The 14,194-nt window shown below is 54.7% G+C and carries 10 protein-coding genes; 2 read left to right on the forward strand and 8 right to left on the reverse strand.

Annotated elements, in window-relative coordinates:
* Positions 1-280: 280 nt before the first annotated feature.
* Positions 281-2,785, reverse strand: coding sequence for a glycoside hydrolase family 48 protein (locus KTE_RS29790; RefSeq protein ID WP_201387873.1), 2,505 nt, complete (start codon positions 2,783-2,785; stop codon positions 281-283).
* An 832-nt stretch (positions 2,786-3,617) separates the two neighbouring features.
* On the opposite strand from KTE_RS29790, the gene KTE_RS29795 reads away from it, so the two are divergent.
* Positions 3,618-6,056, forward strand: a complete 2,439-nt coding sequence (locus KTE_RS29795) for a glycoside hydrolase family 9 protein (RefSeq protein WP_201387875.1) — start codon at positions 3,618-3,620, stop codon at positions 6,054-6,056.
* 94 nt (positions 6,057-6,150) lie between these two features.
* On the forward strand, positions 6,151-7,080 hold the full coding sequence (locus tag KTE_RS29800; protein WP_201387877.1) for a hypothetical protein: 930 nt from the start codon (positions 6,151-6,153) through the stop codon (positions 7,078-7,080).
* A gap of 7 nt (positions 7,081-7,087) precedes the next feature.
* Here KTE_RS29800 and KTE_RS29805 read toward each other — a convergent pair whose 3' ends face one another.
* The 7 genes from KTE_RS29805 to KTE_RS29835 form a co-directional block, all read right to left on the reverse strand.
* On the reverse strand, positions 7,088-8,944 hold the full coding sequence (locus KTE_RS29805) for a hypothetical protein (protein WP_201387879.1): 1,857 nt from the start codon (positions 8,942-8,944) through the stop codon (positions 7,088-7,090).
* Complete coding sequence (locus KTE_RS29810) at positions 8,929-9,771, reverse strand: ABC transporter ATP-binding protein (RefSeq protein WP_201387881.1); 843 nt, start codon at positions 9,769-9,771, stop codon at positions 8,929-8,931. The genes KTE_RS29805 and KTE_RS29810 overlap by 16 nt, the downstream gene beginning before the upstream one ends.
* A gap of 64 nt (positions 9,772-9,835) precedes the next feature.
* Positions 9,836-11,014 (reverse strand): cytochrome P450, encoded by a 1,179-nt coding sequence (locus tag KTE_RS29815; RefSeq protein WP_236600735.1) that lies wholly within the window; start codon positions 11,012-11,014, stop codon positions 9,836-9,838.
* A 192-nt stretch (positions 11,015-11,206) separates the two neighbouring features.
* Positions 11,207-12,019, reverse strand: a complete 813-nt coding sequence (locus KTE_RS29820) for an ABC transporter permease (protein WP_201387883.1) — start codon at positions 12,017-12,019, stop codon at positions 11,207-11,209.
* Complete coding sequence (locus tag KTE_RS29825; RefSeq protein WP_201387885.1) at positions 12,020-12,781, reverse strand: ABC transporter ATP-binding protein; 762 nt, start codon at positions 12,779-12,781, stop codon at positions 12,020-12,022. It lies immediately after the preceding gene.
* Positions 12,782-12,792: 11 nt separating this feature from the next.
* Complete coding sequence (locus tag KTE_RS29830; protein WP_201387887.1) at positions 12,793-13,656, reverse strand: pentapeptide repeat-containing protein; 864 nt, start codon at positions 13,654-13,656, stop codon at positions 12,793-12,795.
* A 218-nt stretch (positions 13,657-13,874) separates the two neighbouring features.
* Entirely contained in the window at positions 13,875-14,084 is a 210-nt protein-coding gene (locus KTE_RS29835) for a hypothetical protein (protein ID WP_201370403.1), read from the reverse strand.
* Between the last annotated feature and the right edge of the window lie 110 nt (positions 14,085-14,194).

Below are 14,194 nucleotides of genomic sequence, written 5' to 3' on the forward strand. Positions count from 1 at the left end.
AGGCCAAGGACAGGCAGCACCCCCTATCGAACTCGCTCTCTTCCCAGGAAGAGATCTGCTGAGTGAGAAGATCAGTCTGTTCACAGCCAAAGTAGCTCGATGTCGCACGCACATTATCGTGATGACTCCTCATGTATGACAGCCTCACCATTGTGAGCAAATTGGACCAGACCAGGTAGACATTCGACCAGGTGTACAAGAGAGAGTGTTGGTGTGTTCTGGACGAACACACCAACACTCTCTATTACTATGAGCGCCACAGCGCGAGGATGCAAGCGGCTCAGGAGGTACTACATGTCGTGCCATTGAGGGTGAAGGAAGTGGGAGGCGAATTGGCGCTACTCCAGGAACCGTTGAAGCCTGGAGGGGAGCTCAGCGTAGCCCCCGGAGCAATCGAGCCATTATAGGACAGGTTGGTGATCGTCACATTGGCCCCGCTCTGCGTGTAGTTCCCGTTCCATACCTGTGTGATCGTCTGGCCATTGGGGAAGGTGAATTTCAGCGTCCAGCCGTTAATCGCCGTGCTCCCGGTATTGGTGATCGCGATGTTCGCGCCAAAGCCGCCAGGCCACTGGTTGGTCACCGTATACTGCACCTTACAGGCAGTGCCGGGGGTGGGTGTCGGGCTTGGTGTTGAGCTTGGCGTGGGCGTGGGGGTCATGGTTTGGGTCGGCGTGGGCGTGGGTGTCGTGGTCTGGGTCGGTGTGGGCGTAGCAGTTTGGGTTTGCGTCGGTGTGGGCGTGGGTGTCCCTCCTGACGAACTTGGGAACAGGATATCGACATCGGCCATGGCCATAGCGATATCGGACTGTGCCCAGAAGCGGTGGTAGTTGAATGTAGGCGCGGAACCACCATTCAGGTACGTCTGTACCTTCGACCAGGCGGGATCCGATGGATACTTGGGGCGCTCGCTGAGGAAGGTCGTTGACGAATCCAGCGTCGCGCCCTGAGCGTTCTTGCCCGTCCAGCCAGAAGGAATAGAGACGGAGTCGTTAAACTGGTTGTAGTCCTTGCGGGTTTCGGGGTTGGAAACACCAATGCTGTCTGAGTAGTTGGTCCACATGTCGTCCAGCAGCGTCTGGGCCAGGGTGCGTGACGCAGCATCGCCGGACTTGGCGGAGTAGTAGAGCAACGTCTTGGCCAGGGCAGCCGCTACACCTACATCTGTTGTGGTGTCCACCACGGTCACATGCAGGCCCGAATTGTTCACCGAGGTCGTGCTGGAAGTCCAGTTACCACCCGGCTGGCCGCTCCAGTTCAGGGTCGAGGGGATGGCATAGGTTCCATTGGAGTTGACCGTCGTCGCCGACTTGGTCCAGGCAACCCATTTATCCAGGATCGACTTGGCCGTCGCATTACCAGTCTCATAATAGTACTCGGCGACGCGCTCCATGGACCAGGCCTGGAAGCCGAACCAGTTGTTGCTGGGTGGATCGTGGTATACTGGCTGCCAGTCATATGCCATGCCGTAGAAGGTCGGAGTACCGGCAGGAGGAGCGCTGTAGCTGCCATTCCAGCTATTGGTCGCACCACCGGCAATCGCGCCTTCAGACGACTGTAACCACGTATAGAACTGCAACTGGCGTTGTAAGCTGGTTGCCCAGTCACCGGGCGCGCTTGGAGATTTGGGTTCGAGCGCGGGCACGCTGCTCAGCGCCCACGCGGCCAGAAGGTTCTGATAACCCTGGTGGGCCGCGCTGGAGCCAATGCGCCATGCCCAGCTACCGGAAGAGGGGACCGCCCCGCCCCAGGCGTAGTACCAGTCTAGCAGGTAGGTCGAGCTGTTCTTGCCACTACCAGCAGCACAGCTCGTGCTCGTACAACCTAACGTCTTAAAGTACTTGTCATACGTACCATAACGCAGATAGTCACCCATCTTCGCGGCTTCGGCAACTTGACTGGCAACGGCGCTCCCCTGCCCCTGGGCATTCGCCCACGTGTAGGCCCAGAAGGCCGCCTGGACGGTACGCGCGTCGGCGTCAGGAGCATCGGTATAGCGCCACTGCTGCGAGTAGCTGCCACCCGAAGCCGGTGTGTTGAAGAGGCTCAAGAAGCCGGTACCATCGTTTCTGCCCCAGGTGAACGTCTCACATTCTGGATGGACGACCGTCTTCCAGACTGACTCCGAGGCACCGCGCTGGTACGAGTTCACAAAGGACGGCTTGGTTGTGCCATCCCCACAATGGCCGTAGCCATACCAGTTGTCGGTGTCCAGCAGCCAGGGCATACCATAGATGTCGGCGGTGCCGTAGGTCTGCTGGAGTTCGCTCGCCAGTGGGTCCTGTCCCACAGATACACTGGTAGACAATTGAGTTGGATAATCGGTGATGTTGGGGGACTCGGGCGCATATTGCGCGGGGCTGCTAGCATTGTAGCCACTATTGGTCGACTGGTCGGCATGCGATGGAATCATATATTTGTCCATCGTCGCCCAGGCGCTAGTGAAGGGTTGCCAGTTTCCCGTCACTTCACCATACGTCGCCTCCAGCCAGAGCCAGAAACTGAAGGCTTCCGAGGTCGTTTCATGCCCATAGTCTGGCGCTTCAACGATGAGCGTCTCCACCGAGTGATAGGGGATGCCCAGTGGGCTGAAGTACCCGTTTGCCGGATTCTTGATCTCACCATACAAAGTCAAGAAACGCTGGGTATAAGTAGATGTGGCTTGCGTAGCGCCTGGACTGGCATGCGCGACCGGAATACGTTGGACGCCTAAAACGCCAGAAATCACAAGCGCGATCGCTATGATCACCAGCGATATGGATTGAGAGATCCTCTTCCTGGTCATTCTAACCTCCTTGTTATGAAAGATGTTAACCCAGAGGATGCAGGTCATCCTAATATTGCCCGCCTGCTCGTGACATTGATGTTCCATCATAAAAATCGCGGGCAGTTCACCTATCGATTCATCACCTCCTTCCATAGATGTCTGATGTATGATTCCTCTGGCGAATTTTAGTAGGTTGTTCGAACAGGCTTGTGTGGAACGCCCAAAATAGTGGTAGGGACCCGATTTATCGCGTCCGAAGGCCATAAATGGCCTGTCGGCGCAGCCGTGTTTTTGCGATATGGCAAGCACATGGTGACGTGAAAGGGGTTTCCAGCGTCTTTGGGGCTGCGCCCGCAGGCGATCAATCGCCTTCGGACGCGGTAAACCGGGTCCCTACCGGCCTCTGGAGCCGTCTGGCTACCTTTTCACGCTCGGGCACATGTCCGGATAAAATTTACCAGCGGAGTCATGTATCGCATATATAGTGAATTTGTGCGTGTAAACGTTCACGTGAGCGTTTACGGGCGAGTGTAAGTAATGTTAATATACTAAAATGACTGGTTTTATTTGTATTGTAGCTAATCCTTCTCTGGCACACAATGACATGCGCTAGACACCCTGTAGACAGGTAGAAGCAACAATATATGGGATTCTCGGCCAGGTGCTTAGTAACTGTCTAGTATATGCTCTTGTGCCCAGGTCAGGGATTAGATACAGTAACATCATACCTGGGTTTAGTAGCGTCGTGCTACTCTGTCGTTCTCGCTGTTCACAAAATACGAGTATTTGTGCTGACGTACTCTATGCTACCCGGCGTAGCTGGGTACACTCTGAAAGGATGCAGAGTTATATGATGTTGCTCAAGACGCTCGGCACACGCAGGTTGAAACGACCATTTACGATGATCCTACCCCTGCTCTGCGTGTTTCTCCTGGTGGTTTTTCTCATAGGTCCATTGCATACCCCAACCGTACATGCTGCTCCAGCCATTAACTATGGGGAAGCCTTACAAAAGAGTATTTACTTTTACGAAGAGCAGAGTTCTGGCCCTAAACCGTCCTGGAACCGTGTACCCTGGATTGGAGACTCCGCTCTGAACGATGGTTCAGACGTTGGTCTTGATCTGACTGGCGGCTGGTATGATGCCGGCGACCATGTCAAATTTGGTTTGCCGATGGCCTATAGTGTGACCATGCTCGACTGGGGCATCATCGCGAACCGCAATGCCTATGTCCAGGATGGTCAGTTGCAGTATAGTTTGAACAATATCAAGTGGGCCACCGACTACTTTATCAAGGCGCATCCTTCGCCTGACGTATTATATGGCCAGGTTGGTGACCCTAATGCGGATCACTCCTTCTGGGGACCAGCAGAGGTTATGCAGATGACTCGCCCCGCATACAAGATCAGTGAGAGCTGCCCAGGCTCAGATCTAGCAGGCGAGACAGCCGCCGCGATGGCCTCGGCCTCAATTGTTTTTCAAGCGACCGATCCAACCTACGCCAGTACACTCCTCACCCACGCCAAGCAGCTCTATTCATTTGCCGACAATTTCCGGGGCAAATACGACGCCTGTATTACTGCCGCCAGCAGCTTCTACACCTCATATAGCGGCTATAATGACGAACTGGTTTGGGGAGCCCTCTGGCTCTATCTCGCCACGAACGACTCCAGCTATCTCACTAAAGCCGAGAACTATTACAGCAACCTCAGCTACCAGTCACAGACCACCATCCACTCTTATCAGTGGACGATTAGCTGGGATGATGTCTCCTATGGCTGTTACATCCTGCTGGCACAGATCACGGGCCAACAGCAGTACAAGGACGACGCCCAGCGTTTCCTCGATTGGTGGACGGTCGGGGTAAACGGGCAGAAGGTTACATATTCTCCTGGTGGCGAGGCATTTCTCAGTCAATGGGGATCGCTGCGCTACGCGGCCAATACAGCGTTCTTAGCCCTTGTCTATGCCGACTACCTGGGAACAAGCAATTCACTGTACTCGCGCTACCATGATTTCGCCGTTCAGCAGGTCAATTACATCCTGGGCGCGAACCCGCGCAACTGTAGCTATATGGTCGGCTTCGGCTCATGCTCTCCCCAGACGCCGCATCATCGTACCTCGCATGGCTCATGGGACGATAACATCACGGACCCCTCCTACCAGCGCCATATCCTCTACGGTGCTGTGGTTGGTGGTCCCAGTTCAGCCAACGACTCCTTCACCGATAATCGCCAGGATTATCAGACCAATGAACCTGCTGACGACTATAACGCGGCCCTCACCGGCGCGCTGGCGCGTCTGTACAATGAGTATGGCGGCAGTCCGGCGGCTTCACTGCCCGACAAGGCCAAAGATGACGACGAGATCTACGCGACGGCCGCCGTTAATGCCTCGGGTACAAATTTTACCGAGATCAAAGCCATCTTCGTCAATAAGACCGGTTGGCCCGCGCGCGTAACCAGCAATCTCTCCCTGCGCTACTACTTCACGCTGGAGCCAGGAGTGACCCCGAGCATGCTTTCATTGAACACAAATTATACCGAGTGTGGAAGCCACCTCTCAGGGCCAATCCAATACTCCGGCAACATTTACTATATAACGGTAAGTTGCGCGGGCACTTCGATCTACCCTGGCGGGCAGAGCAATTACCAGAAACAGGTGCAGTTCCGCATCACCAGTTCGGGAGCGTGGGATCCTACCAACGACTGGTCCTACCAGGGGGTCGCTACGCCTGCCGGTACCACTCCAGTCAAGGTCACCAATATTCCGGTGTTTGATGGCAGTACGCAGGTATGGGGCAATACCCCCAACGGGGGCATACCAACGCCCACACCCACACCTGGCACTACGCCAACTCCCATACCGACGCCTGGCACTACGCCAACTCCCACACCCACACCTGGCACTACACCTACTCCCATACCCACACCTGGCACTACGCCAACTCCCACACCCGGGACGAGCTGCAAGGTACAGTATACGGTGACCAATCAGTGGGCTGGCGGCTTTGGCGCGAATATCGCGATCACCAATACCGGGAGCACGGCGATCAACGGCTGGACGCTGAAATTCACCTTCCCCAATGGCCAGACGGTCACACAGGGATGGAGCGGCACCTTCTCACAGCAGGGCAGTGCGGTGACCATTACCAACCTCTCGTATAACGGCTCAATTGCTCCGGGCGCCTCACTGAGTTCCGCCCCTGGCTTCAATGGCTCGTGGAGTGGCACCAATTCGCCTCCCACTTCCTTCACTCTCAATGGCACGACATGTAGTACCTCCTGAGCCGCTTCCGGCCAGTTATGGGCTTTAAGAGATTCACCGGGCAATAAGCCAACTGGCCTGAACCATCTTAGTCTGCTGCGAAAGGAGTCGCGCCTTGCTTACACGAAACGTGGGTGACGGTCGTTGCGTCATGCATTGTTTTTTTCTGCCGCTAACGATGCTCTTGCTTTTACAAGCATTTGCCAGCTGTAGCACCGATGCTCATACGACCTCTCTGCCCTCTGCTCCAACGGCCTCACAGACTCAACCCGTGCCAACCTCTGCGCCACCAGTACCAACTTCAACGTTACAGCCATCAGCCCTGCATGGGCCGACAAACTTCCTGCTCGCTACGCCCCTCAACTTTTCCAGCGCTGATGGGGCGACAAAGGATAACAATGGAGCAATCACACCCCTGGCTGCGAATGCCATCAAAACAGAGATTACCGGCGAACTGAAACGCCTCCTCTTTGTGGTTGACAACAGCGATCTCGTCAAAGTCTACAGTCCAGGAGCATCGCCCATAACGGCCCAGGTTGCGCTACATACAGATGGCGGCACGGCTATCGACTATACCCAGGTAGTGAACTCCGAGGCGGGCTCCGTCACTATCACGTTTAATGGCGTATTGCTCAAGGACCAGATGACGGCCACCTATCAACAGCAATACGCCCCTTCCATCCTGATTAACGCAAGCGAGAGCGCGGTAGTAGTTGCCTTCACAACGCAGGTAAGGTGGATAGAAGCAAAGCAGATACCAGCCGCGCCTGGGCATGGGCAATATCAGCGCACGAGTAACGGTGGGGTTGCCCTCTCCTGGTCCGCAGGGCAGAATGCTACGGCGTACAACGTGTATCGCCTGATCTCTGATCATGATCAGCAGTTTCAATTACTGGCTACGGTAAAGAATACCTCGTATATCGACGATTCAGCGGAAGCCATACACGATGTCAACTTAACCAAGGGGATTACCTATGCCATTTTCTCTCTTGGGCCAACCGGCGTTGAAAATCCCGGTGGTATCATCATAGCCGCATCGCAATAAATTTTCATTATGAATGTGAGGGTTGCGCTCTCTTGTTCTGAATAATGATGAACAGTCCAGTACAGAAGAGAAGGAGGCCAACTGTTATCATGATGATAATGATGGGCCACTGATACGGCTCCGGCAGATACAGCGCGAGAAACCAGGAAAGCACCCTCGTACCACTCAGTTTCATCACCATCGGCACTATCCCTTGAGGGATGAGTGGAATCCAACACGCTGATAAGCAAAGAAGAACTACTTGCCGTTTTGCGCGAGAAAGACCAGAGAGCAAGCCATTCGCGCCTTGGTGCCTGGAGGGGCTACTCGATCCCGAACGCATCAGATGCAGCAGTTCAGATCCCCGAGCTTCAAGTCGTCGGTAAGCAATACGACCAAGCAACCAGGAGAAAAGAGCACCAGTAGCAATGCCCACACCAACGCCCACCCATTGGAGAAGGGCATTGTTCTGTGTCATACCAACCAGCACTACAGAGGCCGCAGGTATGGCTGTTATGGGAACCAGTACAAGCATAAGGACGGCCTGCCCCATATCGCTACTTGCCTGCAATAGATCCTTTTTTCGCAGATGAGGCTCGGTTCTGGGAACAAGATAGAAGACTGAGGTCAACAGAAGAAGTCCTGCTGCTCCACCCAGCAATGCTGGAAGCAGGGCCAGCACCCAGGGCCAGGCCCAACTTTGCCCACTCACAGCAGTGCAAACAATGGTGAGTACCATTGCTGTCGGGGCAACGACCAGTACCCATGCTGCTTGTCTGCCACGCACATCATAACGCTCTGCATGGGGAACCACCAGGGTGAGCCAGAGCGCGCTCCCATCTGTCCCGTAGAAGTTGGTGATCATGGCAGCCATGACGATGAAGATTGCACTCACGAAAGGGATGAAGACTGTGAGGCCTAGCGCCAGAGGGAGGAAGCAGAAGAGAAGGGCATAGAAGAGTGCGAAATAGAAGTAATGCATGCGCATCGGATCACGCAACCAGCTCACAAGCTCTTTGCCAAGCACTGCGCCTATGGGGGTGGTCGAGAACAGATGATGTTGGTATACTGCTCCCATCCTCCACTTCGACGGATGAGTTGCTTTTTTCGTTGTCGTGCGCCGCACAAGCAATGCGCTCCATGTCATCAGTAAGAGACCAATGAGTGCCACCTGACAAAAGATTAGAGCAGTAGAGAGCAACCAATTCGATCTACTGGCTGCATCTATCGCAACAAGCCCCCAACCAGAGGGGAGCGCACGTACTGCCCCAGAAAGCAATGGCGGGAACCCCAGGGTGAGCGCCTGGCTGATGGTTGGAACCAGTGCCCATCCTGAACCTAAAAGAGCCATGATCGTGGCACTGATGAGAGCGCCAAGAGCGGCACCGATCTGCGAACTCATCGCCTGGTTAAATACTTCGGTTGTCAAGCGAGAGAGCAGAATAATGAGAACCAGTTGGAGGAAAGCGGCTGGTATGGCGACAAGAAGAGGTCCAATGCCTCCTCTGGCACCATAGACAATCAGGCTGGTGAAGGCGACCAGGGTAACGAGTGCTCCAGGTCCTACAAAAGCTGTACTCAGCAACCCCAGAGTTAAGCGACGTGGGGGGATAGGGAGCAACGTAAAGTGCTCTGGGCGCAGGGTTTGATCCCCACCTCCGAAGAAAATCGGTCCCATGATCCATCCAAGCAACCAGAGGGAGAATGTCGCTGCAAGCACATCTATTGAGAGGCTTTCGAGGCTGAAAGAACGCGTAGCAAGCCAGATGGTCCCTACTGCAACGAGCAGACCGAGGGAGATACCACTGACCAGATTGTTCGCTCGTTGTGAACTCATGGAGTGTCGTAACACTGACCATTTCATGCGGATCAAAATGCCAACCATGATAACTCCTCATCACCTTTGTGACGCGTACCAACTAACTGGATGAAACGATCTTCCAGCGTCATCCCATCACGTACCTGCTCCAGGGAACCAGAGGCAATCACGCGCCCTGAAGCGATCACCGCAACCTGATCACAGAGTTGCTCAACCAGGGCCATCACATGGCTGGAGAAGATGACAGAACCACCAGATGCCACGAACCGTTTCAGAAGTGATTTAATAGTAGATGCCGAGAGAGGATCTACTGCCTCTAGCGGCTCGTCAAGGATGAGTAATCTCGGGTTATGCAGCAAGGCTGTAGCCAGGCCAATCTTCTTGCGCATCCCGGTCGAGTAGTCGATCACCAATGTTTGTTCAGCGTTGGTCAGTTCGAGGACCGAGAGGAGTTCTTCAGCACGCTGGGCAACCGCACTCGCCGACAGTCCTCGCAGTAAACCAAAGTAGGTGAGGATTTCCCGTCCCGTCAAGCGTTCGGGCATGGAAAGTCCATCAGGCAATACCCCGATCAGTTTTTTTGCCTGGGTTGGCTCTTTCCAGATATCGATGCCGAAGATCCTGGCCGTCCCTGTATCTGGTCGTAACAAGCCAACGGCCATTGACAATGCAGTCGTCTTACCAGCACCATTGGGGCCGACAAGTCCGAAGAACGAGCCAGCAGGCACGCTTAAATCAAGAGAATCCACTGCAATTGTCTCGCTGAACGTTTTAGAGAGTGCAGTGAGTTGAAGTGCCGGAATAGGTTCCTCCTTATTGGATAGAGGGGGTTGCGGAAAGGCATGTTCAACAGGAGTATGGTTGTTATTTGGTTGCAGAAAATGTCGATTCATTCTTCTATCTTTCTTATCATCGCTCATCGGAGAGGGGGGGCTGCTAGTCAGAACTCACGTTCTGTTACTTCTCCCATGTCAAGGGCAACTGCTTCACCCCCAAAACGGACATGCTCTGAATCAGAGACAGCGGCGCATCGGACACGTGCCAGGAGCCAGGCAGGCGGTCGAGCATCGCGCTCAGCACAATCTTCGCCTCCAAACGCGCCAGGGGAGCGCCCAGGCAGAAGTGGATGCCACGCCCGAAGCCCAGGTGCCGATTCGGCTCGCGCTCGATCATGAACTGATTGGCATCGGGGAACTGGGCCTCATCACGATTCGCCGAGGCAATCCAGGCAAAGAGTAACTTGCCAGCTTCGATGCGCTGATCGCCAATCGTCGTCTCGGTCGTGGTCCCGCGTATCGTAAGTTTGAGCGGCGAGTAGTAGCGCAGGGCCTCTTCAAGAGCGCTCGGCACCAGGTCGCGATTGGCACGCAGACGTTCCACCGCTTCAGGATGCTCATCCAGGCACAGGATGGCATTGCCAAGCAGATTGGTCGTGGTCTCGTTGCCTGCGACCAGGAGCAGCACGCAGAACCCCAGCAATTCCTCGTTGCTCAGGCGCTCCCCATCCACTTCAGCCAGCAGCAGCGCGCTCACCAGGTCATTCTGGGGATGCGCACGCCGCTCCTCAAAGATCTGGGTGAAGTAGGCACTCATGCTGTCTGTGGCCTGCATGACCACCTGCCTGGCCTCTTCCGTCGCTTCCTCATCTCCCGAGACGAAAGCATCAGACCACTGCTTAAAATCCTCACGCCGCTCTGCTGGAACCCCCAACAACTCTGCAATGACCGTGACAGGCAGCGGATAGGCCAGATCCCTGATCACATCCATCTCACCCACCGCCTGCACCTGGTCGAGCAAGCCATTGGTGATCTCCTTGATGCGCGACTCCATGTGAGCCACCATGCGCGGCGTGAAGGCTTGCGACACGAGATAGCGCAACTTGTGATGACGCGGCGGGTCCATACGGAGCATGCTCGAACTGATCGGAGTGGCATTGCGGTACTCGGGTGGCAGGAAGCTGCTCTCATCGGAAGAAAACGTCGCGTGATCAGTGAGCACACGTACCACATCCTCGTAGCGGAAGATGTGCCATGCCTGTATATTCGGGTCGAAGAAAACGGGTTGTGTCTCACGCATCTGACGATACCAGTCATACGAGGCTGCGAGCTGTTCTCTCTTGGAATTTGTTTGCATCATTCTTCTTCTTTCTCTTTTTATGATCTTTTACTTCATTGGTGGTACATGCCCCACACACGTGAGCAGATCTGGCCCTCAGACGTGGGGCATGCTTTACAGACGAGCGTACATTCTGTCGGCTCTCTGTCATGTGGACGTATCGATCAAGAGCAGAGATGGTGTGAGCGCCTTTCCTCGGATACGGCCCTCTTTTTACACGCGCTTTTGATAGGCTCTCATCGCAAAGATGTAGGCCACCACCAGAATGCCGACGCACCAGGCAAGCGCCACCCAGATCTCCTGAGACACGGGCTGTCCATACAGCAACGCACGGATGGTGTTCACGATCGCCGTCACGGGCTGGTTTTCGGCAAAGACCCTGACGACCAGTGGCATCGATTTGGTGGGCACAAACGCCGAGCTGATAAAGGGCAGGAAGATCAGCGGATACGAAAAGGCGGTGGCGCCTTCCATCGATTTGGCGCTCAATCCGGCAATCACCGCTAGCCAGGTTAACGCCAGCGTAAACAACGCGAGAATACCGACGACGGCCAGCCATGGCAGAATGCCCGCCGACGAGCGAAAGCCCATAATCAGTGCAACGAGGATGATAACCGCCAACGAAAGCGCGTTGGAGACCAGTGAGGTCAGCACGTGTCCCCACAGCAGGGTGGAAGGGGCAATCGGCATAGAGCGGAAGCGCTCAATGATCCCCTTTTGCACATCGTTAAACAACCGGTACGCCGTATAGGCTATCCCGCTCGCAATCGCAATCAGTAAAATCCCAGGTAATAAGTAATTGACATAATTGCCTGTCCCGGTTTGAATGGCGCCACCGAACACATACACGAACAGCAACATCATCGCAATCGGCGTGATCGTGACCGTGAAGATGGTGTCCACACTGCGGAAGATATGGCGCATGGAACGACCAAGCATCACGCTCATATCGCTGAAAAAGTGCTTCTGGATCCGGGTTCCTGAGTAGTTACGCTGTATGGTTTCCTGTTTCTGTATCGCTTGCATTTACAGTGCCTCCTTTTTGCCAATGATGGCCAGAAAGATCTCCTCCAGGGTCGGTTGTTTTTCCACATACTCCTTTTGAGCAGGGGGAAAGAGCTGTTTGAGCTCTGCGAGCGTGCCGCTGGCAATGATCGTGCCCTCATGGAGAATGGCAATGCGATCAGCAAGCTGTTCCGCCTCGTCCAGGTACTGCGTGGTCAAGAAGACGGTGATGCCACCATCAGCCAGCTCCTTCACCACCTTCCACATCTCGATGCGGGCCTCGGGGTCCAGCCCGGTGGTCGGCTCGTCAAGGAACAGGATCGGCGGTGTTCCCACCAGGCTCATGGCGATATCAAGTCTGCGGCGCATCCCGCCTGAATACGTCGACGCACGGCGGTTGGCGGCATCGGTTAAACCGAAGCGGGTCAGCAGATCGTCGGCTACCTGGCGCGGATTCTTGAGGTGTCGGAGCCTGGCGATCATGATCAGATTTTCTTTCCCGGTCAATATCTCATCCACGGCGGCAAATTGCCCGGTCAGACTGATTGCTTGCCGCACGTGGGCTGGCTGTGACGCCACATCAAAGCCGTTGACGATAGCCGTTCCGCCGTCCTGTTTGAGCAGCGTGGTGAGGATTTTGACCAGCGTGGTCTTGCCCGCGCCGTTGGAGCCGAGCAGGGCAAAAATGCTGCCCTGCTCCACGCTGAAATGCACGCCTTTTAAGACATCAAGCTTTTTGTAGGATTTTTGTATATCTTGTACCTGAATTGCAGTATTTGACACATTTTTTCTCCTTATGATAGAACCGTTACCTTCGAGACATCAGCTCCCAAGCCTTTGAGCGCGGCATACGTGAGCTTATCCATCATCGCGCCGTCAAAGTGAATGGATTGTATGGCACGCTTCAGAGACCAGATCCCCACCTGGCGGAAAGACACATTTTTGAGGGTCGCGCCCTGAAACGACACATCCTTGAGTGCCGGCAGGTCAAACGTGACGCTGAGAAAGGTCTGCCCATCAAGTCGCTGTCCGCTCAGGTCGGAATGTTTGAAGTCCACGCCGAGAAAGCGACAGCGTTCAAAAGTTGTTTTTCTCAGGTCGGTCTTCGTCAAGGTGACATCCGTCAGCGTGACGCCGATGAATTGTGCTCCGACCAGCCCCGACGTGCTGAAGTTGGTGCGCACAAGGATGGCTTCACGGAAGTTCGCATCTGTCAGGTCAAGGGTGGAGAAATCGCAATCGGTCAGATTGGCGCCTGCAAAATTGGCTTCACGGACATCACTGCCTCGAAATGAGCTCCCGGTGAGGTCTGCGCCTGTAAAGTCAGAGCCGCGCAACGCGCTCCCTCGAAAATTTCCTTTCTGCGCGATCACGCCCGCAAAGTCGCTCTGTGGCAGATGGCTCGCACTCAAGTTGATGGCTACCTGCCGCTCCAGCGCGTGGGAGAGGTTGGCGACCTCCCGGACGGTTTGCTCAATGTCGCCGATACTCTCAATGGTCATGGTCAAGGCGGTTTCATCATCCTTGCCCTCGGCTTTGAGCTCACGGAAGCGCTCCTGCAAATCAGAGAGCAGATCAGCCTGTAATTCGGCGACGCTTTTGACCTCCTCGTAGGGAGCAAACACGCCGTGTACATAGTTGGTCAATTTCTCATTCATAACACTACCTTTCCTTTACAAGAAGTTCTCCAGCACGCGCTTGGCGTACTCCCAGTTGCGTTTGTTGGGATACCTCGTATGCTGATTATACGGCATAGTACTATGATTGTCAATGTAGTATTCAGATTACAATACTTTGCCCGATAAACCAGCGCTCGGTGCTTTCTTTGGCATCCCTGGGGTGCATGACAAGCTTCCGTGTCGTCGTTTTGTACATCCTAGTCCAGGGCTTGCTCATTCGTCTCAAGGGAAAGCAGAACGAGCCCGAGACTTTGAATTTTCAAGAGAACCCGGTAGAGTGCCGCTTGATCGACCAGTAACCCGCGCAGCACCGTTTTGCCGGATGCCTCGTGAAGAATATCGAGTCCCTCAAACCATTCTTGCCAGGACGTGTCCAGATGTCCTTCGATAGAGATAGAGCATCGCATCTGCAACGCCTTCCTCCTTTCGTTCAGGATGGTTGAAGTATAAAGCCCCATCGGGTGAGTTGTGATCGCCCGATGGGGTGGTTGTGAGCGGGTGAGGGGAGGAGGAAAGA

It is taken from the genome of Ktedonobacter sp. SOSP1-85 (assembly GCF_016587415.1).
Lineage (GTDB): Bacteria > Chloroflexota > Ktedonobacteria > Ktedonobacterales > Ktedonobacteraceae > Ktedonobacter.

Bases quoted from the DNA above. Each gene is read 5' to 3' on its own strand.
- KTE_RS29810 (WP_201387881.1), bottom strand. From the start codon at position 9,771: ATGAATCGACATTTTCTGCAACCAAATAACAACCATACTCCTGTTGAA.
- KTE_RS29820 (WP_201387883.1), bottom strand. From the start codon at position 12,019: ATGCAAGCGATACAGAAACAGGAAACCATACAGCGTAACTACTCAGGA.
- KTE_RS29835 (WP_201370403.1), bottom strand. From the start codon at position 14,084: ATGCGATGCTCTATCTCTATCGAAGGACATCTGGACACGTCCTGGCAA.
- KTE_RS29815 (WP_236600735.1), bottom strand. From the start codon at position 11,014: ATGATGCAAACAAATTCCAAGAGAGAACAGCTCGCAGCCTCGTATGAC.
- KTE_RS29795 (WP_201387875.1), top strand. From the start codon at position 3,618: ATGATGTTGCTCAAGACGCTCGGCACACGCAGGTTGAAACGACCATTT.
- KTE_RS29830 (WP_201387887.1), bottom strand. From the start codon at position 13,656: ATGAATGAGAAATTGACCAACTATGTACACGGCGTGTTTGCTCCCTAC.
- KTE_RS29805 (WP_201387879.1), bottom strand. From the start codon at position 8,944: ATGGTTGGCATTTTGATCCGCATGAAATGGTCAGTGTTACGACACTCC.
- KTE_RS29790 (WP_201387873.1), bottom strand. From the start codon at position 2,785: ATGACCAGGAAGAGGATCTCTCAATCCATATCGCTGGTGATCATAGCG.